The organism is Winslowiella sp. 2C04 (assembly GCF_050037805.1).
Taxonomy (GTDB): Bacteria; Pseudomonadota; Gammaproteobacteria; order Enterobacterales; family Enterobacteriaceae; genus Erwinia; species Erwinia toletana_A.
The window spans coordinates 2,237,910-2,262,316 of sequence record NZ_CP188300.1 but is presented as its reverse complement, the minus strand read 5'-3'; the positions used below and the strand labels follow the sequence as shown (position 1 = coordinate 2,262,316).

At 51.6% G+C, this 24,407-nt stretch carries 20 protein-coding genes; 13 read left to right on the top strand and 7 right to left on the bottom strand.

Annotated features, from left to right (window positions below):
• Positions 1–78 precede the first annotated feature (78 nt).
• Positions 79–654, top strand: a complete 576-nt coding sequence (locus ACP3TC_RS10055; RefSeq protein ID WP_313852058.1) for a TetR/AcrR family transcriptional regulator — start codon at positions 79–81, stop codon at positions 652–654.
• A 92-nt stretch (positions 655–746) separates the two neighbouring features.
• Here the strand turns inward: ACP3TC_RS10055 and smrA are convergent, their stop codons facing one another.
• Positions 747–1,310, bottom strand: coding sequence for a DNA endonuclease SmrA (gene smrA / locus ACP3TC_RS10050; protein ID WP_426818123.1), 564 nt, complete (start codon positions 1,308–1,310; stop codon positions 747–749).
• 397 nt (positions 1,311–1,707) lie between these two features.
• Here smrA and hdeA point away from each other — a divergent pair, with 397 nt between their 5' ends.
• On the top strand, positions 1,708–2,022 hold the full coding sequence (gene hdeA / locus ACP3TC_RS10045) for an acid-activated periplasmic chaperone HdeA (protein ID WP_313852062.1): 315 nt from the start codon (positions 1,708–1,710) through the stop codon (positions 2,020–2,022).
• Positions 2,023–2,451: 429 nt separating this feature from the next.
• On the opposite strand, the gene ACP3TC_RS10040 is transcribed toward hdeA, so the two are convergent.
• Together ACP3TC_RS10040 and ACP3TC_RS10035 are read right to left on the bottom strand one after the other, a co-directional pair.
• Positions 2,452–2,772 carry an HdeA/HdeB family chaperone gene (locus ACP3TC_RS10040; protein ID WP_313852064.1) on the bottom strand — a complete coding sequence of 107 codons (321 nt, stop codon included), beginning with the start codon at positions 2,770–2,772 and terminating at the stop codon, positions 2,452–2,454.
• Positions 2,773–3,669: 897 nt separating this feature from the next.
• Positions 3,670–3,960, bottom strand: coding sequence for a hypothetical protein (locus ACP3TC_RS10035; protein WP_313852066.1), 291 nt, complete (start codon positions 3,958–3,960; stop codon positions 3,670–3,672).
• A 248-nt stretch (positions 3,961–4,208) separates the two neighbouring features.
• On the opposite strand from ACP3TC_RS10035, the gene ogt reads away from it, so the two are divergent.
• The 4 genes from ogt to ACP3TC_RS10015 all read left to right on the top strand — a co-directional run bounded on the left by ogt (position 4,209) and on the right by ACP3TC_RS10015 (position 8,242).
• Positions 4,209–4,724 (top strand): methylated-DNA--[protein]-cysteine S-methyltransferase, encoded by a 516-nt coding sequence (gene ogt / locus ACP3TC_RS10030; RefSeq protein WP_313857726.1) that lies wholly within the window; start codon positions 4,209–4,211, stop codon positions 4,722–4,724.
• A gap of 295 nt (positions 4,725–5,019) precedes the next feature.
• Positions 5,020–5,763 carry an FNR family transcription factor gene (locus tag ACP3TC_RS10025; RefSeq protein WP_313852068.1) on the top strand — a complete coding sequence of 248 codons (744 nt, stop codon included), beginning with the start codon at positions 5,020–5,022 and terminating at the stop codon, positions 5,761–5,763.
• A gap of 127 nt (positions 5,764–5,890) precedes the next feature.
• The gene (uspE, locus tag ACP3TC_RS10020) at positions 5,891–6,841 is read left to right on the top strand and encodes a universal stress protein UspE (RefSeq protein ID WP_313852070.1); all 951 of its coding nucleotides are present in this window, start codon (positions 5,891–5,893) and stop codon (positions 6,839–6,841) included.
• 384 nt (positions 6,842–7,225) lie between these two features.
• Entirely contained in the window at positions 7,226–8,242 is a 1,017-nt protein-coding gene (locus tag ACP3TC_RS10015) for a hypothetical protein (RefSeq protein WP_426818122.1), read from the top strand.
• A 261-nt stretch (positions 8,243–8,503) separates the two neighbouring features.
• On the opposite strand, the gene pntB is transcribed toward ACP3TC_RS10015, so the two are convergent.
• Positions 8,504–9,892, bottom strand: coding sequence for a Re/Si-specific NAD(P)(+) transhydrogenase subunit beta (pntB, locus tag ACP3TC_RS10010; RefSeq protein WP_313852072.1), 1,389 nt, complete (start codon positions 9,890–9,892; stop codon positions 8,504–8,506).
• 11 nt (positions 9,893–9,903) lie between these two features.
• Positions 9,904–11,436, bottom strand: a complete 1,533-nt coding sequence (gene pntA / locus ACP3TC_RS10005; protein ID WP_313857727.1) for a Re/Si-specific NAD(P)(+) transhydrogenase subunit alpha — start codon at positions 11,434–11,436, stop codon at positions 9,904–9,906.
• 561 nt (positions 11,437–11,997) lie between these two features.
• Between pntA and ydgH the strand changes: the two genes are divergently transcribed.
• The gene (ydgH, locus tag ACP3TC_RS10000; RefSeq protein ID WP_313852073.1) at positions 11,998–12,951 is read left to right on the top strand and encodes a DUF1471 family protein YdgH; all 954 of its coding nucleotides are present in this window, start codon (positions 11,998–12,000) and stop codon (positions 12,949–12,951) included.
• A gap of 210 nt (positions 12,952–13,161) precedes the next feature.
• Positions 13,162–14,553: an amino acid permease gene (locus ACP3TC_RS09995; RefSeq protein ID WP_313852074.1), complete on the top strand. Its 1,392-nt coding sequence runs from the start codon at positions 13,162–13,164 to the stop codon at positions 14,551–14,553.
• A gap of 46 nt (positions 14,554–14,599) precedes the next feature.
• Here the strand turns inward: ACP3TC_RS09995 and ACP3TC_RS09990 are convergent, their stop codons facing one another.
• Positions 14,600–15,013: a hypothetical protein gene (locus ACP3TC_RS09990; RefSeq protein ID WP_313852075.1), complete on the bottom strand. Its 414-nt coding sequence runs from the start codon at positions 15,011–15,013 to the stop codon at positions 14,600–14,602.
• 165 nt (positions 15,014–15,178) lie between these two features.
• Here ACP3TC_RS09990 and rstA point away from each other — a divergent pair, with 165 nt between their 5' ends.
• The 5 genes from rstA to ACP3TC_RS09965 all read left to right on the top strand — a co-directional run bounded on the left by rstA (position 15,179) and on the right by ACP3TC_RS09965 (position 20,396).
• A complete protein-coding gene (rstA, locus tag ACP3TC_RS09985; RefSeq protein WP_426818262.1) occupies positions 15,179–15,907 on the top strand; it encodes a two-component system response regulator RstA in 729 nt (242 codons plus the stop codon).
• Positions 15,904–17,205, top strand: a complete 1,302-nt coding sequence (gene rstB, locus ACP3TC_RS09980) for a two-component system sensor histidine kinase RstB (protein WP_426818121.1) — start codon at positions 15,904–15,906, stop codon at positions 17,203–17,205. The genes rstA and rstB overlap by 4 nt, the downstream gene beginning before the upstream one ends.
• A gap of 50 nt (positions 17,206–17,255) precedes the next feature.
• Positions 17,256–18,743: a carboxypeptidase M32 gene (locus tag ACP3TC_RS09975; RefSeq protein ID WP_426818120.1), complete on the top strand. Its 1,488-nt coding sequence runs from the start codon at positions 17,256–17,258 to the stop codon at positions 18,741–18,743.
• A gap of 165 nt (positions 18,744–18,908) precedes the next feature.
• Positions 18,909–19,307 carry an acid resistance repetitive basic protein Asr gene (asr, locus tag ACP3TC_RS09970; RefSeq protein ID WP_426818119.1) on the top strand — a complete coding sequence of 133 codons (399 nt, stop codon included), beginning with the start codon at positions 18,909–18,911 and terminating at the stop codon, positions 19,305–19,307.
• Positions 19,308–19,592: 285 nt separating this feature from the next.
• A complete protein-coding gene (locus tag ACP3TC_RS09965; RefSeq protein ID WP_313852079.1) occupies positions 19,593–20,396 on the top strand; it encodes a trypsin-like serine peptidase in 804 nt (267 codons plus the stop codon).
• A gap of 41 nt (positions 20,397–20,437) precedes the next feature.
• On the opposite strand, the gene hrpA is transcribed toward ACP3TC_RS09965, so the two are convergent.
• Positions 20,438–24,340, bottom strand: a complete 3,903-nt coding sequence (hrpA, locus tag ACP3TC_RS09960) for an ATP-dependent RNA helicase HrpA (protein WP_426818118.1) — start codon at positions 24,338–24,340, stop codon at positions 20,438–20,440.
• Between the last annotated feature and the right edge of the window lie 67 nt (positions 24,341–24,407).

Here is a 24,407-nt window from a genome sequence, read left to right as displayed (position 1 = left end):
GTTCGGCGCTGGATATGTTAAGATCACGTCGCCACGGGCTTTACCGGGCGCCAGTTTTAAATTTATAGGGAGGAGAAAATGGGTCGGGTATCAAAAGAGCAGATGGAGCGCAATCGCGACAACATTATCAAAACTTCTGCGCAGCTATTCCGTGAACGTGGACTTGATGGCGTCAGCGTTAACGATATTATGGCGGCTGTCGGGCTGACGCACGGCGGGTTCTACGGCCATTTCAGCTCTAAAGATGAGCTTGAGGCGCTGGCCTGTCAGCAGGCGTTCGCCAACACCAGTGCACTGCTTGCACAACGTGATATAAACAGTTTTCAACAGCTGGTTGAATACTATCTTTCGCCCGTGCACAGAGACGATGCAGGCAACGGATGTGCCGTTACCGCACTGGCTTCAGATGTGCTGCGCAAGACGCCAGAAAAACCGGTGCGGGAAGTCTACACATCAGGCGTCAAGAAAATGGCGGCGCGTCTGGCCGCAGTGCCGGACAACGAACCGAGTCATCCGCCTTCCCGTCGTCATCTTGCCCAGCTTGCGCTGATGACCGGCGCGCTGATGCTGGCCAGAGCGACCGAAGGCGATGATATTTCTGAGCAGTTCCTCTCGGCAGCAAAACACTGTTTACTGGATTCGGATCTTAGCTAGTCAGCGATGCTGGCATTACGGTGAACGCCAGAGAAAATATCTCCTGTGGTGATAAAACGGCAGTTAACCCTTATTCATCCCAGTGACGCCTGCTATCGGCTGCGTTTAGCATGCCTTTCGCGGTTATCGTTGCGCGCCTGCTCGGTTTTACGCATGCCGACGTACAGCGCGCCACTGCCGCCATGCTGAGGTTGTGCCACGCAATACGCCTGCACATCGTCAAACTGCTGTAACCAGCGCGCGATATAGCTACGGATAATATTGGCGTGTGCGCGGTCATCGCGCCCTTTACCGTGGATAATCAAAAGATTGCGCAGATTTTCCTTACGCGCTTCCAGCATAAATTTAAACAGCAACTGGCGACAACCCGCTACCGGCTGGCGCAGTAAATTCAGGCTGGCATCCAGCTGATATTTACCCAGCCGCAGCTTATCGACCACCCCCTGCTGAATACCTTCGGCCGTAAACTCCAGCGGCTGACCAAGTGGTATCACATCGATAAAACCCTCGATAAGAAAGTTATCCGGCGTTTCCGGCTGTTGCTGACGCACGGATTTTGTCCCCGGCGTGTGCAGCCAGTGAATCGTGGCACACTCTTTCAGTGGCGTGACATCTTCCATGGCGTGTTTAAACAGATCGTTATCGTCAAGGTTCATCGTCACTCCTCAGCATACGGCGGCGGTAATAAGCTTAAAATGAAAAAAATAGACCTTCTGGCGGGATGCGACAAGCCCTTTTCACCTTCGCAACAGGTAATAGATGTTCCAACGTCCGGCAGGTTGCGGGCAAACTGGATGGCAATCAGATCATGCCAATTGATAAGAAATTCTTAATTGATGGTTAAGCTGGTGATTATAAGGTTTTATTTCACCTGAAATTTACATCTGGCTGAATAATGTTATCCGGGCGCGCGCCCCAACAACCCTCTGATTTATTCAACAAAGCTAAAACGGCAAGAAATTAATCGGCATTAATTTCAAAAAAAACACACATTTCGAAAATCGTTGTTATAATTAAATTCGAATTCACAAATGTATAAATGAGGATAGTTAAATGAAAAAATTATCAGGAATCATTCTTGTCGGTTCATTATTAATCCCCGCCATTGGATCCGCAGCAACCCACTCAACCCCAGTTAATAAGTGGACTTGTGAAGACTTTCTTGCTCTCGACGCTTCATTCCAGCCAACAGCAGTAGGATTTGCAGAAGCACTGAACAGCAAAGATAAACCTGAAGATGCCGTTCTTGATGTAGACGGTATTGAAACTGTCACTCCTGCTGTAATCCAGGCGTGCACCGCAGATAAGAGCGCCAGCTTCAAAACTAAAGTTGATGATGAGTGGAAAAAAGTCAAAAAACATCTTTAATCAAACAACATCATTAGTCAATTAAAATTTTTTACAGGAGTGATTTGCTATTGTCACTCCTGTCTGTTTTTCCTCTTTTTCATATCATAACTCTATCAATTATTATTATCTGCCTGGTGATTTCATTTACAGCCGCGTGTAATAAATAATTTTTTAAATGCAAAAGGCCCACGATTAATGCCTGTCGTGAGCGATGAAGACTGGATTTATGGATGTAGTGAAAATAACGTGCCGCACTCTTATCTGACTAAAACGCCCTCGCTCATACCACGTCCTTTACAGCCTCTGATAAACAAACTCTTCAGCATATTATGTTTTGGCTGACAATATCTCAGCAAGCTAATGACCACATAAGTACGGCCCCTGTCCGTGGGGCCGTGCATTAAAGGCTTAAACATCGACTAAGCGATAAAACCCGGACTTACACGATTAATGCACCACCAGGTCCTGGAGTTTGTTTCTGAACTCATACACGGGTTTTTCTTTATTTTTTTCACAAAAATCAACAATCTGAGGGACGCTGACGTTAACTTTCTCTTTCAAAGAGACCGTATCACCGCCCTTGTAAGTGGTTTTGTCGCTCAGCATCCAGAAAGCTACCGGAGCCATGGCTTTAGGATTCAGGTTAACAAACTCGTCGCATTTCATATCTTCAGGAGTCCGCTCAGCAGCCTGAACGCTTGTCACTGACAGCAATAATAAACCTACAGCGAATACGATTTTTCCTGACACTGATTTTGTAGCCTTCATACAACACCTCTCTTTTCTGTCATAAAACTACGTTAATAACGGGTTATTCTTCGATTGCTCGTTTTTTAAAATTGAAATTTAACTGATCCCGGATGACCGGTTTATTACGTTAATCTATTTCTCTGCGACGGCGATTTTTCTTCAACTCTTACGGCAGGTTCACGCGGCGCACTTTAGTTCAGAATGCATCGAGGTAAGTATGTTAGTGATTATATTTTACCTGCGAGCCTGATTACGAGATGATAAAAATCATCATCGCTTGATAATTGATAAAGCAATGCCATATTCTTATGAAATTGCGCCGCTGGCAATATTTTACCCACCAGATCTTTACATTCGTTTATAAAACATTGAGGATTTACGCCCGGCATTCGAATCAGGCATTCAACAATATCAACAGACAAGACGCTTTATAGCGATAGATCTCCCGGCTGCCATTGAATTAGAGTATGCTTAAGCCTGCTTACCTGGTTCAGCGTAAATTGCACAAAATCGTCATATCTGCACCCAATAAGCTACACCTGATAAATGACACTCATATTACTTCACACCGTATTAACACTTGAGAGCATTGGGGTTTATCAGCAATAACATTACAGTAATCACTTATGCGTACCCTACCCTCTTTGAATCAGGAATGAATATTAAAACCTGGCGACTGGCAGCTAAACTTAAGATAGTCTCTAATGACATATTTGCAATATTAAATCGCCTGAAAAGAGATAGTAGTCTCAATATGGAGAACAAAAGCCTGAGCTTTACTGTCATATAGCAGTGCCATAAATGGTTAATTTTATTATTAAAGAAGGGAATTTTTGAGCGGGTGTTTTGGCAGGAATATGATAAAAATTATTTATGCAAGGCCACCCTGAGGTGGCCGGAAAAGTATCAGAATAATTAGCGGCGGCGCGTCGCCAGATTGACCGAGGCAGACCAGTTAAAGTCACCCACTTCACTGGCGCTGAGATTTTTTGCCCGGGTTTTACGCGGCGTTTTCGCTGGCGTGGCTTTTTCTTTTGCCAACCGCGCTTTCATTACCAGACGTTTGGCTTCCTTAGTAAACTCCTTCAGTTGCTTCTCACCCGGCGTTTGGCCCGATTTAGCAATCAGAGTTTTAACTTGCTGATCGATAGCGATTTTTTCGTTGTCTGTAAACGCATCAATCGATATTTCCTTTTCATTTTTCATTCTGCTGCTCCGCCAGAAATCACTGTAACAAGTATGGAGGTTGTCCATACGGGGTTGCCAGTCACATCACAGACTGGCAAATCTTTGCACTGTCGCTAACATAACTCTGTTGCCGATCGGTTGCTATGACTTCCGCGACATTTAATCCTTGTCGCAACGACCCGCATGCTGTGAGGAATTTGCAGCATAAATTCACTAACGATGCCCAAGCGGGCAGATCGCCTGGAATGGATAACCGTTCGAAAATCATGATGACATTACTGGAAGACACTATCCCGACCCCACTTGGACAGCTGACCATCATCAGTGATGAACAGCAAAACCTGCGCGCCGTCGAATGGCAAGAGTACCGGGATCGTATGCGGCGCCTGCTGAATATTCATTACGGCACGCAAGGTTTTCGTCTGCGCCAGCTGGAGAACGCGGGTGGCCTCAGCGCTCAACTTACCCGCTATTTTGACGGCGACCTTACCGTGATTCGTCAGCTGGCGGTGGCGACGAATGGCACTGATTTTCAGCGCTCAGTATGGAATATGCTACGTGAGATCCCCTGTGGCAGCGTATTGCGCTATGGCGAAATGGCGGCCATGCTGGGCCGGGCTGGCGCGGCCCGGGCAGTTGGAGCAGCGAATGGCTCTAACCCGATTAGTATCGTCGTGCCCTGCCATCGGGTCATCGGTGCAAACGGCACCCTGACCGGTTATGCCGGCGGAGTACAGCGTAAACAGTGGTTGCTGAAGCATGAAGGTTATTTGCTGCTGTAGCTTATTTGCGGCGCATTTGGACAACAATTGACGCGTGGGTTAACGCTGTCTGACGGGGTAAGCCAACCAGTACAAGCCGCCAGAAACAGACAGAAAGGCAGAGATAAGGACTATCCAGCAGCAACAATGCTGGATAAAACGTCGCGATGTGAAAATAGTCTAGTTTTTTCAACGGGATGTGAATGGATGCTCGCATCCCTAATCTTTATGTGCCCTAAACTGCTCAGATGAGTTTCTTTTTGTAACTCAAGAATGTTAAAATTGACCGCAATCAATTATCGTCAGAGCGTATATTATGATTCCAGAAAAACGCGTTGTTCGTCGAATCCAATCTGGTGGCTGTGCGATTCACTGTCAGGATTGCAGCATCAGCCAGCTTTGTATCCCGTTCACGCTCAATGAACACGAGCTGGATCAGTTAGACAACATCATTGAACGCAAAAAACCCATTCAGAAAAGTCAGACGCTGTTTAAAGCGGGAGATGAACTGAAATCTCTCTACGCCATTCGTTCCGGTACGATCAAAAGCTATACCATTACTGAACAAGGCGATGAGCAAATTACCGGCTTCCATCTTGCCGGAGATTTAGTCGGCTTTGACGCCATCAGTTCTGCCCACCATCCAAGCTTTGCCCAGGCGCTGGAAACTTCCATGGTGTGCGAAATTCCTTTTGAAACTCTTGATGACCTCTCCGGCAAAATGCCCAGCCTGCGTCAACAGATGATGCGTCTGATGAGCGGTGAAATCAAAGGCGATCAGGATATGATCCTGCTGCTGTCAAAGAAAAATGCCGAAGAGCGTCTGGCGGCGTTTATCTGGAACCTGTCGCGTCGTTTTGGCCAGCGCGGCTTCTCACAGCGTGAGTTTCGCCTGACCATGACCCGTGGCGATATCGGTAACTATCTGGGTTTAACCGTTGAAACTATCAGCCGTTTACTCGGCCGTTTCCAGAAAAGCGGAATGCTGGCGGTTAAAGGCAAATATATCACCATTGAGAATCACGACCTGCTTTCAGAGCTTGCCGGTCAGAGTCACTGATTGCTGTAAGCTTACGCCGGATCAATATTTGTTATTTTATTGATCCGGCTACAACTTTTTTGCTTCTTCCCTGCACGCTATTGGGCTATCTTTAATCTGACACCTCGTCGTGTAAGGAGACCCCAGTATGGTTAAGTATCAAAACATCCTTGTAGCGATCGATCCTCAACAGGATGACCAGCCTGCGCTGCGCCGTGCGGTGTATCTCAATCAACAGATTGGCGGCAAAATCAAAGCCTTCCTGCCTATTTATGATTTCTCCTACGAAATGACTACCCTGCTGTCGCCAGACGAACGCACCAATATGCGTAAAGGCGTCATCAGTCAGCGTACCGAATGGATTCGTGAACAGGCTAATGCTTATCTTGAAGCCGGCGTCGACATCGAGATAAAAGTGGTCTGGCATAATCGTCCGTTTGAAGCCATTATCCAGGAAGTGCTGACGAGCAAACACGATCTGGTACTGAAAATGGCCCATCAACACGATCGGCTGGAAGCGGTGATTTTCACCCCAACTGACTGGCATCTGTTACGCAAATGTCCAAGCCCGGTATGGATGGTAAAGGATCAGCCATGGCCTGAGGGAGGTAAAGCGCTGGTAGCGGTCAATTTAGCCAGTGAAGAGCCGCATCACGATTTGCTCAATCAAAAACTGGTAAAAGAAACCCGCGAACTGGCGGATATGGTTAACCACACCGAGGTCCATCTGGTGGGTGCATATCCGGTTACGCCTATTAATATTGCCATCGAACTGCCCGATTTTGATCCCAGCGTGTATAACGACGCAATTCGTGGGCAGCACCTGGTGGCAATGAAAGCCCTGCGGCAAAAATTTGCTATGGATGAAAGATTCACCCACGTCGAAAAAGGGTTACCGGAAGAGGTTATTCCCGATCTGGCTGAACATCTGGATGCCGGTATAGTGGTGCTGGGAACCATCGGGCGCACCGGCATTTCTGCGGCCTTTTTAGGCAACACCGCAGAGCAGGTTATCGACCACTTGCGCTGTGATCTGCTGGTGATTAAACCAGATGGTTTTGCTACCCCAGTCGAACTGGATGATGATGAGGATGATTAAGGCAAAAGCGGCCTGAATCAATCCCTCGGGTAATAAAATCTAAAAACAAAAAACCGGTAAGAGATAAAGTCTCAGCCGGTTTTTTATTACCAGTAAAAATAAACGCTTTATTTATTCTGAAATACCCTTACGGAATGTCCCGATAAATTTTATCCCTTCATCGCCTACTCGCCTCTCTTTACCCTTGATTTATAATCATTTTTTTATGCCAGCAGCGCAATAGTTAAATTATTTGAATATTTATTGGTGCATTCAGCTTAGTGAGACTAATCTTACAAAGGCTGATAAAGGTCAGATGAAATGCAACTCAGTTAAGTGTGCTATCGCACCTTTTCTTTGCTGTTTTATGAAAAGTAAACTTCGGCGATAAATGGAGATATCCTCATGAATGAAAACTCAGCTAACGTGACTGGAAATTACAATGATAATTTAGTTGCACCGGTCAGAGGCACACCATTAAAACGTATTTCCTGGAGCGCCATTTTTGCTGGCGTCATTATTTCAATGGTGGTTTATCTTTTACTGGCGATTCTGGGCACCGCTATCGGTGCCAGTACCATTGATCCCCTGAAAGAGCAAAATCCGCTGGATGGTATAGGGACCGGAGCGGCAATCTGGACCGGCGCCAGTATGCTGATTTCCATCGCTGCCGGTGCATACGCCAGCGGACGCCTTGCACAGCGTGAAGGCGCGCTGCATGGTCTGCTGATGTTTGGCGTTAACACGCTGATCTGCACCTGGTTCCTGATTGTGGTGGTGAATAATACCTTGACCGGCGCTGGCAACATCATCGGTTCAGGCTTACAGACGCTGGGCAGTGGAATTTCAGCCATTGCGCCACCGGCCACCCAGATGGTTAAAGACAAACTGGCAGAAAATAATATTAACCTCGACAGCTTACAAAATGAGCTTGAAACGACTTTAGGCCAGAGCGGTAAAGCCGAGTTACAGCCGGAGAATCTGGAAAATAAAGCACAGAATGAAGTGAATAATGCGCAAAATCAGGCATCAGCTACGGCCAATGCGCCGCAAAATGCTGATACCGATCTTGCAGGATTTATTCGTGGGCTGATTGATCGCAATGAAAGTACATTCCAGGCCGCCGACCGTGATGCGCTGAAAAATATTATTAAAGCGCGTACCGGTAAAAGTGACCAGGAAGTTGAGCAGATGGTTGACCAGGCTGAAAAAAGTTATCAGCAGGCACGAGCTAAATATGAAGAACTGAAACAGCAAGCTGAGCAAAAAGCGCGTGAAGCCGGTGAGAAAGCCGCCGCCGCCACCGCTAAAGCAAGCTGGTTCGCCTTCTTTATGTTGATTGTTGAAGCCGTACTGGCTGGTGCAATGGGTATGCTGGGTCGCCGCACACAGCCGCATCCATTAGCTCATCATCAGCGTTAGTAGCCGATAGATCTGACGGGCCCACAGACCACTGTGGGCCCGTTTTTTTTGACCTGACAACTTAATGCAGCAACTGCGCACGATTGATAATCCCCTTCCCCTGATTTTTTTCCACCACCGAACCGCTAACCTGATATCAGCAATCACAAAATTCATAAGTTGGGAGATCGACAGAGGATATTTACCGCGGTGAGCATGGCACAATGACCTATTGCTCGGGCAAATATTAGCCCCTCCCAAACCACAAGAGGGGCCAAAATATTACAGCGCTTTCAGAATGGCTTCCACGCTGGCTTTGGCATCACCAAATAACATCTGGGTGTTGTCTTTGAAGAACAGCGGGTTCTGCACCCCGGCGTAGCCGGTATTCATTGAACGCTTAAACACCACCACATTCTGCGCTTTCCACACTTCCAGCACCGGCATTCCGGCGATTGGGCTGCGAGGATCTTCCTGTGCCGCAGGGTTAACGGTGTCATTCGCCCCAATCACCAGTACGGTATCGGTATCTGCGAAATCGTCGTTGATCTCATCCATTTCCAGCACCACGTCATACGGCACGCGCGCTTCAGCCAGCAGCACGTTCATATGGCCCGGCAGACGCCCGGCAACCGGATGAATACCGAAACGCACCTTCACACCGCGAGCGCGCAGCTTCTCGGTGATCTCTGCCACCGGATACTGCGCCTGCGCCACCGCCATACCGTAGCCTGGGGTAATAATCACTGATGAGGAGTTTTTCAGCATTTCTGCCGTCTCTTCCGCACTGATTTCACGATGCTCTCCAGCCTCTTCCGTTTCACCCGTCGAGCTGCTGTCCGTACCGAAGCCACCAGCAATCACGCTGATAAATGAGCGGTTCATCGCCTTACACATAATGTAAGAGAGAATTGCACCGGAGGAACCGACCAGCGCACCGGTCACGATCAGCAGATCGTTGCTCAGCATAAAGCCTGCCGCCGCAGCTGCCCAACCGGAATAAGAGTTAAGCATCGATACCACTACCGGCATATCAGCACCGCCGATAGAAGCCACCAGGTGCCAGCCAAATGCCAGCGCAATAATGGTCATGATCAACAGCGCGAAGACCTGCACGCCGACACTGTCCGAGCGAACAAACATCAGCAGCAGCAGGAACGACACCACCAGCGCCAGCAGATTCAGCTTATGACGATGCGGCAGCATCAGCGGGCGTGATGAGATTTTGCCGCGCAGTTTGCCAAACGCCACAATCGAGCCGGTGAAGGTCACCGCACCGATAAAGATGCCGAGAAACACTTCGGTCAGATGGATATTTTCCATCACCGGCAGCAGGCCAGGAGCATGGTCGATGTAGCTGTTAAAACCAACCAGCACCGCAGCCAGACCGACAAAGCTATGCAGCACCGCCACCAGTTCTGGCATCTCAGTCATCTCGACCTTTTTCGCCAGACGAATACCAATCGTGCCACCAATCACCATTGCGACCAGGATCCAGCCGACATTGCCGCTATCCGGTCCGAGAATGGTGGCAATCAGCGCGATAGCCATACCGCTCATGCCAAAAATATTGCCCCGCTTCGAGGTCTCATGCTTTGACAGCCCGGCAAGGCTGCAAATAAACAGAATTGCGGCAACAATGTATGCTGCAGTCACTAATCCGCCAGACATATTGTTAGTCCTCAGTTCTTACGGAACATTTTCAGCATGCGCTGAGTCACGGTGAAACCACCGAAAATATTGATGCTGGCAATCAGCACCGCCACAAAGGAGAAGAACGTCACCCAGCCGCCGTGACCGATCTGCAACACCGCGCCGACCACGATAATCCCGGAAATCGCATTGGTAACCGACATCAGCGGAGTATGCAGCGCATGGCTGACATTCCACACCACGTAATAGCCGACCACACAAGAGAGTGCGAACACGGTAAAGTGCGACAGGAACTCCGGCGGTGCGACATTTGCCAGGCAGGCAAACAGCACGATAGCCAGCGCAATCAGCAGATACTTACGCAGCGGTGACGCGGGTTTTTCCGGCTCTTTCGCCGCCGTTTTCACTTCAGGCTGCGCGGCTTTTGGCGCGGCTGAAACCTGAATCGGTGGCGCAGGCCAGGTGACTTCGCCGTCACGAATCACCGTCACGCCGCGCACCACCACGTCATCGAAATCAATGGCGATTTCGCCATTTTTCTCTTTGCACAGCAGTTTCAGCAGGTTAACGAGGTTCGTTCCGTACAGCTGCGAAGACTGCGTCGGCAGACGACTTGGCAAATCGGTGTAGCCGATAATCTTCACACCGTTATCGGTGGTGGTCACGGTATCCGCTACCGTCAGCTCACAGTTACCGCCAGTTTGTGCTGCCAGATCGACGATCACACTGCCCGGTTTCATTGAGGCCACCATTTCGCGGGTGATCAATTTCGGTGCCGGACGTCCCGGAATCAGCGCGGTGGTGACAATAATGTCCACTTCCTGCGCCTGTGCGGCAAACAGTTCCATCTCGGCCTTAATAAAGGCTTCTGACATCACTTTGGCATAGCCATCGCCGCTGCCGGCTTCCTCTTCAAAGTCCAGTTCAAGGAACTCGGCGCCCATACTCTGCACCTGCTCCTTCACTTCCGGGCGAGTATCAAAGGCACGAACGATCGCGCCAAGGCTGCCTGCCGCACCAATCGCCGCCAGCCCGGCAACGCCCGCTCCGATCACCATCACTTTGGCCGGCGGTACTTTGCCTGCTGCAGTGATCTGACCGGTAAAGAAACGACCAAACTCATGGGCTGCTTCGACAATTGCACGGTAACCGGCAATATTCGCCATCGAGCTGAGTGCATCAAGAGACTGAGCGCGTGAAATACGCGGCACGGCATCCATCGACATCACGGTAACCTTACGCGCCGCCAGCTTTTCCAGCAGCGCCGGGTTTTGCGCAGGCCAGATAAAGCTCACCAGCGTGCTGCCTTCTCGCGTCAGCGCAATTTCGTCATCGGTTGGCGCATTCACTTTTAGCACGATATCGGACTGCCAGACATTTACCGCATCGGTAATGCTGGCACCTGCGGCCTCAAAAGCCGCATCATCAAAGCTGGCCAGCTTACCCGCGCCGCTTTCGACCGCCACCGTAAAGCCGAGTTTTAACAGCTGCTCGACGGTTTTCGGCGTGGCAGCGACTCGCGCTTCATTGGGCAGCCGCTCTTTCGGTACTCCAATTAACATAGTATTCCCTTTCATCGGTTATCTCCTCGGCCATTAACACCTTAAACGTTAACTGTCCGGGTAGAGTCAGGATGGTTTGTATTCACTCGCTCCGGCCCTTATGACCGAAACTGACTTGTTTCAAACTATTTATAACCTACTGAAAATATGTCTCTCGATCCACTCGCCGCGTGCTATAGCTGACACTTTCACATAAAAATTCAGAGACAAGTGGGAAAAACACTATTTTGGCACTGAATTTAACAGTAAATTACGCATAATCTGCTATGCAAAATCGGTTCATGACAAATTTATTAACTGTAAAAACCATTAATTAACAAAGCGTTAACTAATTAACTAATATCTATAACCAGCATAAGTGGTAAACAACTCGCTGTGCGTCCAGTTTTATACTTATTTTGACTTAACAGAATATTGCCTGATATCGATGCAAGGAAATGGCATAAATTGCCTGAGACAGCAGCCATTATTACATGCAATAATCGACAGCTAATCTGTTACACATCAAGAGTCCAGCACGTTTTCGTACTCATTTTTTGCGTAAGGCGAAGGATTATTTTTATGAAGCTGAAGAACACCATTCTGGCGACGACCCTGTTGTCTGTCACGACACTATCCGCATACGCGGCAGAGGAATTGTCGCCAGAAAAAGCGGCCTCGTTAAAGCCATTTGATCGAATCTCAATTAACGGCCGTTTTAATGCGATTAACGACGCCAGCGCAGCCATCTCCAAACGCGCCGACGAAATGGGCGCTGCCTCTTACTATATCCAGGGCATTAGTGATAATAACGGTAATGGCGGCAACTGGCGCGTTACTGCCGATCTTTATCACGCCGATGCGCCTGCTGCGGCAAATACCACTGAATACCGCGTATTCAACGGCGTGAAAGAGCTGCCAAAAGGCGAAGCTTTCCAACTGGAACCTTTCGATACCGTTTCGGTTAGCGGTTTCTATCGCAGCCAGCCGGACGTCAATGACGCGATTTCCAAAGCAGCAAAACAAAAAGGTGCCGCATCATTCTTTATCGTCCGTCAGGTTGATGCCAATAATGGCGGTAATCAGTACATCACGGCGTATGTGTATAAAGCCGATGCGGCAAAACGCCAGGTGCAGAGCCCGAACCTGATCCCTGCCGACTCTGAGGCCGGTAAAGCCGCACTGGCTGCTGGCGGTGCCGCGGCGAAGCAGGTCGAAATTCCGGGCGTAGCTTCCTCCGAAACCCCAAGCAATCAGGTGGGTAATTTCTACCAGACGCAAAGCTCAACCGGTCAGCGTTACACCGTTAAACTGTCTGACGGCAAATCTGTTCAGGAGCTGAACAACATTACTGCCGCACAGATGCAGCCGTTTGACTCGGTAACCTTTACCGGACATTTCAGTACCCCAACTGAAGTTTCCCATGAAGTGGCCAAGCGTGCGGCGGCTAAAGGTGCCAAGTATTATCATGTAACCCGCCAGTGGCAGAACCAGAGTGGTGGTAACCTCACCGTTTCGGCAGATCTGTTCAAATAAGCATCATCTCGGGCAGCATTTTGCTGCCCGCTGCCTTTCTGAATAATCTGTAGCAGTTTTTGCATAGTCAGTCATTGCACTCCGCTTTTCCTCTCCGTAAAATCGGCCGCCAGTTTTAGGGGTTTCGGTCGAACACATTCGTCTTTCATTGCGTAAAATTCGTTCGTTAGCCCGTCCATTAGTTATTTATGCTGTAGTCAGGACACATTCTTGGATAAAAAATTAGGTCTAACCGCCCTCACCGCTCTGGTGCTTAGCTCCATGCTGGGTGCCGGCGTTTTTAGTCTGCCGCAAAATATGGCGGCGGTTGCCAGCCCGGCGGCGCTGCTGATTGGCTGGCTGATTACCGGCACCGGGATTATTTTTCTCGCGTTGGCGATGCTATTACTGACGCGTCTGAAACCGGAACTGGACGGCGGAATCTTCACCTACGCGCGCGCCGGATTTGGCGATCTGGTCGGCTTCTGCTCCGCCTGGGGCTACTGGCTGTGTGCGGTGATTGCCAACGTCTCATATCTGGTGATTGTCTTCTCAGCCCTGAGTTTCTTCACCGATTCGCCGGATCGGGTGGTGTTTGGCGACGGCAATACCTGGCAGGCGGTTTTGGGCGCTTCCATTCTGCTGTGGCTGGTGCACTGGCTGGTACTGCGTGGCGTACAGACTGCCGCCAGCATCAATCTGGTTGCCACCTTGGGTAAGCTACTGCCGCTCGGCCTGTTTGTGTTACTGGCAATTGCGGCGTTTAACTTCGACCGCTTTAAATTTGATTTCACCGGCGTGGCGCTGGGTAAACCGGTCTGGGAGCAGGTAAAACAGACGATGCTAATCACCCTGTGGGTGTTTATTGGCGTCGAAGGCGCGGTGGTGGTTTCTGCCCGTGCGCGAAATAAAAAAGATGTCGGCCGCGCCACGCTGCTGGCAGTGATTGCCGCGCTGTGCGTCTATCTGCTGGTGACGCTGCTGTCGCTGGGTGTTGTGCCCCGCGCTGAGCTGGCAGAAATGCGCAATCCTTCAATGGCGGGTCTTATGACGCGTCTAATCGGTTCGTGGGGCGATGTGGTGATCGCCGTCGGTCTGATTGTATCGGTGTGCGGCGCTTATCTCAGCTGGACCATTATGGCGGCTGAAGTGCCGTTTATTGCCGCGCAACAGGGGGCTTTTCCGCGTTCGCTCAGTAAGCAGAATGCACGCAGTGCGCCATCGGCTTCGCTATGGCTGACCAACGGCAGCGTCCAGCTGTGTCTGATTCTGATCTGGCTGACGCAATCCGATTACAACACCCTGCTGACTATCGCTTCTGAAATGATCCTCGTCCCCTATTTCCTGGTAGGCGCCTATCTGTATCAGGTGGCGCGCAAGCTGAATAAACCGGGTATTACGCTGGTGGCGCTGGGTGCCTGCATTTATGGCTTATGGCTGCTGTACGCTTCTGGTCCGCTACACTTAATGTTGTCAGTGGTGTTGTATGCGCCAGGCCTGCTGCTGTTTTTGTTCGCCCGTCGCGGTGGACGCGCAGCGCAGGGTTTAAGCCGCGTGGAATGCAGTGCGATTGTTGTGCTGATGGTTGCGGCCTTACCGGCGATGTGGATGCTGGTAAAGTAACGCGCTGACTGGACCTTCAGGCAAAAGTCTGAAGGTTCACACTCGGTTAATGCGCGGTGGTTGGAAAATGGATGCTCAGACGATCTTCATGCTGGGTGAGATTGAGCGGTTTGCGATATTCCAGCTGAATGGTTTCCAGCTGCTGCGCAGAAAGTGTATAAGGCAACAGGATATCCAGCTGATTAATCTGCTGCTGTTCAGCCAGCGTAATCAGCCGTGCGATGTTAATTTCGTCGCTGACCTGGGTTGAAATGATTTGCAACGCTAATTCTTTCAGCCGTTCGGACGAGGCTGGCTGATGATGAGCGGGATTGCGCGTCACCATCCCAAAGATGGGTAGCACGCCATAAATAGCGTCAACAAAGCTCCAGCGTTTCTTGCACGAGGCGGAGAGAAAATCCATATAATTGAAGCAGATGCGGTCACTGTATCCGGCTGACGCCAGTTCTTTCTCAGACACCCTCGCTCTCCTCCCGATGGAAAATACTGTAAAACAGCCCTGGGAATATAATCGCATATTTTGTAGGGGTAGTTCTATACATCTTGAGTTATTTAACGTGGGTTCATAGTTGTTATCCGCAAGACAGGATATGCTGCTCTCCCCCGCATACAGACGTACAGCATGATGAGCAAAATAGTATTTGTTGAAGACGATCAGGACGTTGGCGAATTAATCGCCGCTTATCTCGGCCGCCATGGTATCGATGTCTTAGTCGAAAGTCGCGGCGATCGCGCAGAAGCGGTGATCGCTGCCAACCGGCCCGACCTGGTGATGCTGGATATCATGTTACCCGGTAAAGATGGCATGACGTTGTGCCGCGATCTCCGTGCCAGCTGGTCCGGCCCGATTGTACTGCTCACCTCACTCGACAGTGATATGAACCATATTCTGTCGCTGGAGATGGGCGCTAATGACTATATCCTGAAAACTACGCCGCCCGCAGTGCTGCTGGCGCGCCTGCGACTTCATTTGCGGCAGGCAGGAGGCGGTAACAGCAATGAAGAAATTGCGCCGGCGCTGTCGGGCCATAAAGCACTGCGTTTCGGCACGCTGTTCATCGACCCGCTTAATCGCCAGGTTGCGCTGTCTGACGAAAATATTCCGCTATCCACTGCCGACTTCGATCTGCTGTGGGAGCTGGCAACCCACGCAGGGCAAACTCTCAATCGTGACGCGCTGCTGAAAACCCTGCGCGGCGTCAGCTATGATGGTCTTGACCGCAGTATCGATGTCGCCATCTCGCGGCTGCGGAAAAAATTAAATGACAGTGCTACCGAGCCTTACCGGATTAAAACTATCCGTAATAAGGGCTATCTGTTTGCTCCGCATGCCTGGGAAATTAACAACGCATGAGAAAGCTTTTTATCCAGTTCTACCTGCTGCTGTTTGTCTGCTTTCTGGTGATGGCGCTGCTGGTAGGCCTGGTGTACAAATTCACCGCAGAGCGCTCCGGTCGCCAGTCGATGGATGACCTGATGAAAAGCTCGCTGTATCTGATGGGCAGCGAGTTGCGCGGCATCCCGCCACGCGACTGGAATAAGACCATCAATAACCTCGACCTGAACCTCTCCTTTAAAATGCATATCCGCCCGCTTAATAAGATTAAGCTTGAGCCAGCGGACATGCGACGCTTGCGCGCCGGAGAGATCGTCACGCTGGATGATGAATATAGCTTTTTGCAGCATATCCCACGCAGCCACTATGTGCTGGTGGTCGGCCCGATTCCCTACCTGTTCTTTTTGCATCAGATGCGCCTGCTGGATATCGCACTGCTGGCTTTTATTGGCCTGTCGCTGGCGTTTCCGGTGTTTATCTGGATGCGACCGCACTGGAAAGATATGCTGAAACTGGAGTCAGCCGCTCAGCGTTTTGGCCAGGGACATCTGGATGAGCGTATCCATTTTGACAGCGCGTCCAGTCTGATACGCCTTGGCGTTGCCTTTAATCAGATGGCAGATAACATCAATACGCTGGTTGCCAGCAAAAAACAGCTTATTGACGGCATTGCCCACGAGCTGCGCACGCCGCTGGTGCGCCTGCGCTACCGGCTGGAGATGAGTGATAACCTGACGGACGCTGAATCTGCTGCGCTGAACCGCGATATCGGCCAGCTGGAAGCACTGATTGAAGAGCTGCTGACCTACGCACGGCTCGATCGCCCTGAAGTTGGCCTTAATTTGCAGAAAATCGACCTGGCCCACTGGTTGCAGGAAAGGCTGGACGATATCCGCATCCTCCATCCTGATCATCTTATCAGCCTGGATACGCCAGAACGCGACAATATCGCCGTTGCTGATGCAAGGCTGATGGAACGGGTGCTGGATAATCTGGTGAATAATGCGCTGCGCTATGCCGATCGGCAGCTGCGGGTCGGGCTATGGTTTGATGGCAATATTGCCTGTTTACAGGTCGAGGATGATGGCCCCGGCATTCCGCTTGCCGAACGTCAGCGCGTGTTTGAGCCTTTCGTCCGTCTCGATCCCAGCCGCGATCGCGCGACCGGCGGTTGCGGTTTAGGACTGGCAATTGTGCATTCAATTGCGCTGGCGCTCGGCGGCCATGTCATCATCGACAGCAGCCCGCTTGGCGGTGCCAGCGTTCGCTTTTGCTGGCCGGTTGATTTACCCTTGCCGACAACCCCAGGCGCCTGATTGACTCTCAGGTCGGGCTGCCGGCCCTTTTGTGCTCAAGGAGACATCACGTGACATCTGCATATCAACATCTGACAAAAACATTCCAGCGCCTGTCGCGTTTCGGCCATCTCTCCGCCATTGCCGGCTGGGATATGCAAACCATGATGCCAGCTGGCGGCAGCCGCGCGCGTGGCGAAGCACTGGCCGAGCTGAGCGTTTTGCAGCATGAAATCTTAACCGCTAAACCCATCGCTGGCTGGCTGGATCAGGCGGAGCAGGAATCGCTGAATGACGTTGAGCGCGCAAACCTGTTTGAAATGCGCCGCGCCTGGCAACAGGCCGCCCTGCTGCCGGCGTCGCTGGTCGAGGCTAAGTCGATTGCCGGTTCACGCTGCGAGCACGCCTGGCGTCAGCAGCGTCCGGCCAATGACTGGCAGGGTTTCGCCAGCAACTTAAAAGAAGTGGTCAGACTGAGCCGCGAAGAGGCAGAAATTCGCGCCCAGGCGAACGGCTGCTCGCGTTATGATGCGCTGCTCGATGTGTTTGAACCGGGTATGACCAGCGCTAAGCTGGACAGCACCTTTGGCGATCTGAAACAGTGGCTGCCGCAGCTGCTGCAACGCATTGTCGACAAGCAGGCGCAGGAGAAAGTTGAGCATCCGGTCGGGCCTTTTGCGATTGAGTCTCAGCGTCAGCTCGGCCTCAGCGTAATGCAGCAGCTTGGTTTCGATTTTAATGCCGGTCGTCTCGACGTCAGTGCGCATCCGTTCTGCGGCGGCGTGCCGGAAGATGTGCGCATCACCACCCGTTACAATGAAACTGAGTTTCTCAGCGCCATGATGGGGGTGATCCACGAAACCGGCCATGCGCGTTATGAGCAAAATTTGCCAAAGCAGTGGCCCGGCCAACCGGTAGCCCATGCACGCTCCACCGCCATTCACGAATCACAAAGCCTGTTCTTCGAGATGCAGCTGGCACGCAGCGCTGAATTCCTGCAGCTGATTCTGCCGCAGGTCGCTATACATATGGGCGATCAGAGTGCATTGCAGGCGGATAATTTTGTGCGCCTTAATCAGCGGGTCAAAGCAGGGTTTATCCGCGTGGATGCTGATGAGGTCAGCTATCCGGCCCACGTCATTCTGCGCTATGAGATTGAACGTGCACTGATTAGTGGCGATATTGAAGTCGATGATATTCCGGCCATCTGGCAGGAAAAAATGCAGGCTTACCTCGGTATTGATACCAGTGGAAATTATCGTGATGGCTGTATGCAGGATATTCACTGGACCGACGGTGCTTTCGGTTACTTCCCGACTTACACGCTTGGCGCCATGTATGCCGCGCAGCTATTCCAGGCGCTGAAGCGCGCGCTGCCGCAGGTTGAAACACAGATTCGTGAAGGCGACTTGCAGCCCATTTTTGACTGGTTACAGCAGAATATCTGGCAGCACGGCAGCCGTTTCAGCACCCGCCAGCTGATGTCTAACGCCACCGGAGAAGATCTTAATCCGGCCTATTTCCGTCAGCATCTGGAAAATCGCTATCTGAATAACTGACATCCGCAGATACGGGCGGTGAAAACCGCCCGTACGCCAGCCTCAGTTGTACATTCGGTTACACGCCGATACCAATCACTCACGGAAACTCCCCTCGCGATTACTTATAGTGATTTCACCGGCCCCGCAATGGGCTTACAGATGAAAACATTCGAGGGTTTGATAATGAAAAAATTAGTTTCTTTGGTTGTTGCTGCTGCTATGGGTCTGTCTTCCGTTGCTTTTGCTGCTGAAACGACTGCGGCTCCGGCTACCACGCATACCGCGGCACCAGCTAAAGCCACCGCGCATAAAACCGTGCATCATAAAAAAGAGCACAAAGCGGCAGTGCAGAAAGCACAAGCAGCAAAAAAGCACCATAAAAAAGCCACCAAACCTGTCGCACAGAAAGCGCAAGCAGCTAAAAAGCATCACAAGAAAGCCACTAAACCTGTAGAGCAAAAAGCACAGGCGGCACATAAGCATCATAAAAAAGCCGCAAAACCTGTCGCGCAGAAAGCGCAGGCTGCCAAAAAACATCACAAAAAAGTCGCTAAGAAAACCGCTGCTGCGCCTGCAGCATAACAGTGTCGCAGGTTAACCTGCGACAGCCGGTCTGACTATGATAAACACCCGGTTCTTCCGGGTGTTTTCTTCCTGGAGTAGCGGAAATGGTGCGTCGCTATTTATTCGAAATCATCCTCGTTACGATGATTATCTGCGGTATCATTACCGTCAGTTTCTGGCTTTAAATGCTGTAGCGTGCTGATATTACGAATTAAACTCCCTTTTTTCCCGCTTACCGTCTATAGTTAACTCTTCACGCGTGATAATGACTATTTAACAGTTCTCACCCTTCCTGAGAGTGATATGCGCATAACGGCCGTGGTATTAATGGGATTGCTGTCGCTGGCATTTTATTCCCATGCTGATGAAGATTCGCTCAGCGAAGACGACACTCAGACCCTGTTTTTTGGTAAAGACGATCGCCAGGCGGTGGACGATACCGCCAGCGTACCGTGGGAAGCTATCGGCCAACTGGAAACCGCCAGCGGTAACCTGTGCAGCGCTACCCTGATCTCTTCGCATCTGGCCCTGACCGCTGGCCACTGCCTGCTGACGCCACCCGGTAAACTGGATAAACCGGTAGCATTACGTTTTATCGCTAATGATAAAGGCTGGCGCTATGAGATTCACGATATCGAAGCGCGGGTTGATCCGGCGCTGGGTAAAAAACTTAAGGCAGATGGTGACGGCTGGATCGTTCCTTCCGCAGCAGCGCCTTATGATTATGGCCTGATTGTACTGCGTAACCCGCCGGCCGGCATTACGCCGATCCCCCTGTTTTCCGGTTCACGCAGTGAGCTGACCGCAGCCCTGAAAGCGACAGGACGTAAGGTGACACAGGCGGGTTATCCGGAAGATCATCTGGAAACACTCTATTCCCATCGCGACTGTCTGATCACTGGCTGGGCGCAGCGTTCAGTGTTATCGCATCAGTGCGATACGCTGCCGGGCGACAGCGGTTCGCCACTGCTGTTAAAAGTCGGTGATGGCTGGCAGTTAATTGCAGTGCAAAGCTCCGCTCCGGCGGCGAAAGACCGCTATCGCGCAGATAACCGCGCCATTGCGGTTACCGCGTTTCGCGATCAGCTGGAAGAGTTGGCGCTGTAGAAATTATAGGGCGGCGAAAACGTCGCCCTGATGCCGACCTGTTACTGTGCAATCTGCTCCATCGCCTGCAAAATACGCTTATCGGAAATCGGATACGGCGTTCCCAGCTGCTGAGCAAAGTAGCTGACGCGCAGCTCCTCAATCATCCAGCGTATATCCTGCACATCCTCATCATCCTGACGCGTCGGCGGCAGTTTGTTAAACCAGCGGCTCCATGCCTGCTGCACCTGCTCAACTTTCAGCATCCGCGCGCGATCGCTGTGTGGATCAACCGGTAATTTTTCCAGACGGCGCTCAATAGCGTGCAGATAACGCAGGGTATCCGGCAGACGTTTCCAGCCGTTTTGAGTAACAAAGCCGCGATATACCAGACCGTTCATTTGCGCTTTAATGTCCGACAGCCCCAGTGCCATGGTCATATCCACGCGCCCTTTCAGGCGTTTATTGATAGTAAATACCGAGGTAAGAATCTGCTCGACCAGCCTGGCAATCTCGACCACCGTCTCATTCAGCTCCGCGCGCACTTTATCATGCAGGCGGGTAAAGTCGGCCTCCAGCCAGCTCGGACCGCCAAATTCTGCGATCAGTTTATCTACGCCGCAGGCAATGCAGTCATCGATAAGCTCCAGCACCTTGCCATAAGGGTTAAAGTACAGTCCGAGTTTGGCCTTATTCGGCAATTTTTCATGCAGATATTTGACTGGTGACGGGATATTCAGCAGCAGCAATCGCCGCTGGCCACGCCACATCATCTTCTGCTGCTCGTGCTGACTGTCGAACAGGCGAATCGCCACGCTGTCCTTTTCATCAACCAGTGCTGGCCAGGCTTTCACGCTGTAATTACCGCGTTTCTGCTCAAAGTGGTCCGGCAGATCGCCGAAACTCCACAGATGCAGCCCACTCTGCTCCAGCCCGTCATCGGCCACCAGCGACAGCGTCTCCTGTACCTTGCCTTTCAACCCGGCGCGCAAGGCGCTCAGATCTTTACCTTCCTTCAACTTTTTGTTGTGTTCATCGACCACGCGGAAGGTCATTTTCAGATGATCGGGCACCTGATCCCACTGCCATGCGTCACGCTCAATTGTGACGCCGGACATGCGGCGGAATTCGCGCTCCAGCGCTTCGAGCAGCGGGGTTTCCAGCGGAGTAGCACGCCCAAGAAAAGCTTCAGCGTAGTTCGGCGCGGGCACAAAATTGCGTCGCAGCGGTTTTGGCAGCGATTTAATCAGCGCGATGATTAATTCCCGACGCACACCGGGGATTTGCCACTCAAAACCGGTTTCTGCGACCTGATTCAGCAGCGGCAACGGGATATGCACCGTGACGCCATCAGCATCGGTGCCGGGTTCAAACTGATAGCTGAGCGGCAACTTCAGATTGCCCTGATGCCAGAAGTTTGGATAATCCAGTTTACTGACATTACCCGCGCCCTCTTTAATCAGCATCTCTTTGGCAAAATTCAGCAATTCCGGCGTCTGCTGACTGATCTTTTTCCACCAGTTATCAAAATGACGCGCTGAAACCACCTCGTGACCAATGCGCTGATCGTAAAAAGCAAACAGCGTTTCATCATCCACCAGAATGTCGCGACGGCGGGATTTATGCTCCAGCTCCTCTATTTCATTGCGCAATTTCAGGTTGGCTTTAAAAAACGCGTGGCGCGTCTGCCAGTCACCTTCTACCAGCGCATGGCGAATAAACAGCTCGCGCGACAGTGTTGGATCAATTTTGCCGTAGTTAACTTTACGCGCGGCGACAATGGGCAGACCATACAGCGTGACTTTTTCACTGGCCATCACCGCACCCTGGGCTTTCTCCCAATGCGGCTCGCTGTAGCTGCGTTTCAGCAGATGCTGAGCAATTGGCTCGATCCATTCTGGTTCGATACGTGCCGCAATGCGCCCCCACAGGCGGCTGGTTTCCACCAGCTCGGCAACCATCGTCCATTTCGGCGGCTTCTTAAATAAACCCGAGCCTGGGAAAATGGCAAATCGGGCATTGCGCGCGCCGGTAAATTCCTGCTTATCCGCATCTTTCTGACCAATATGTGACAGCAACCCGTTGAGTAGCGCCAGATGGATTTCACGGAATTCCGCCGGCTCGCTGTTGACCGGCAGCCCTAATTCACGCACCACCTGACGCAGCTGGGTATAAATATCCTGCCACTCACGCACCCGCAGATAGTTGAGATAATCGGTTTTGCACTGGCGGCGGAAATGACTGGATGACAGCGCTTTTTGCTGCTCTTTCAAATAGTCCCACAGATTCACAAACGCCATAAAATCGGAGTCTTTATCCGCAAAGCGCCGATGCTTCTCATCGGACGCCTGCTGTTTTTCCACCGGGCGTTCACGCGGATCCTGAATCGACAGCGCGGCGGTGATGATCATCACTTCACGCACGCAGCCGTATTGCTGTGCCGCCAGCACCATTCTCGCCAGTCGGGGATCAACCGGCAACTGCGCCAGCTGACGACCGGATGCGGTCAGCTGATAGCGCTGGCCTTCATGCTGGGTAATCGCTCCCAGCTCTTCCAGCAGGCGCACGCCATCCTGAATATTGCGTTTATCCGGCGCTTCGACAAACGGAAAAGCGCTGATATCACCGAGACCGAGCGCGGTCATCTGCAGAATCACCGACGCGAGGTTCGTGCGCAGAATTTCCGGATCGGTAAACTCAGGGCGATTATTAAAATCGTCCTCCGCGTACAGACGAATGCAAATACCTTCCGAAACGCGGCCGCAGCGCCCTTTACGCTGGTTAGCCGAAGCCTGCGAAATCGGCTCAATTGGCAGACGCTGAACCTTGGTGCGGTAACTGTAGCGACTGATACGCGCAGTTCCCGGGTCGATAACATATTTAATTCCCGGTACCGTCAGCGAGGTTTCCGCTACGTTAGTTGCCAGCACGATGCGGCGGCCGGTGTGCGAGTGAAACACCCGGTTCTGCTCGGCATTCGACAGGCGCGCATACAGCGGCAGCACTTCGGTGTGCGGTAAGTCGCGCTTGATCAGCGCATCGGCGGTATCGCGGATCTCACGCTCTCCGCTCATAAAGATCAGAATGTCGCCGCGACTCTCTTCGCCCAGTTCATCAACCGCATCGAAAATCGCCTGTAGCTGATCGCGTTCGCTGTCATCCACATCTTCGGAAACCGGGCGATAGCGCACCTCAACCGGATAGGTTCGGCCAGAAACTTCAATAATCGGGGCGTGATTGAAGTGACGGGAAAACCGCTCAGGATCGATGGTCGCGGAGGTAATTATAATTTTCAGGTCCGGGCGACGTGGCAGCAGTTCACGCAGGTAGCCCAGCAGAAAATCGATATTCAGACTGCGTTCGTGCGCTTCATCGATAATGATGGTGTCGTACTGCATCAGCAGGCGATCCTGCTGGATTTCGGCCAGCAGGATCCCGTCGGTCATCAGTTTTACCTGAGTGGTATCGCCAACCTGATCGTTAAAACGCACTTTATAGCCGACACAGCCACCGAGCGTGGTCTCCAGCTCTTCCGCAATGCGATTCGCTACGGTACGTGCCGCCAGACGACGCGGTTGAGTATGCCCTATCAGCCCTCTAATACCGCGCCCCAGCTCCATGCAAATCTTTGGTAGCTGGGTGGTCTTGCCTGAGCCGGTTTCACCGGCAACAATCACCACCTGATGGTCGCGGATCGCCTCAGCGATTGCTTGTTTTTTCTGGCTGACCGGCAAATTTTCCGGATAGCTAATTTTTGGCATTGCCGCCAGACGCTGCGCCACGCGCTGCTCGGCTACGGCAATCTCCTGACTCAGATCATCGGCAATGCCCTGCTGAGCCGCCGGATTTTTCACTTTCTTTGCGCCCTGTATCCGGCGCTGCAAGCGCTGGCGATCGCGCAGCATCAGTGCGTCCAGACGGGGATAAAGTGCCGTCAGCGGCGAGTTATTGGTGTTTTCAGACATGTTGGTTCAGTACCCGTTTAGCGCAGCGACGGTTAATTATCAGAGGAAGTGTCGCCCTGCTGGCGTT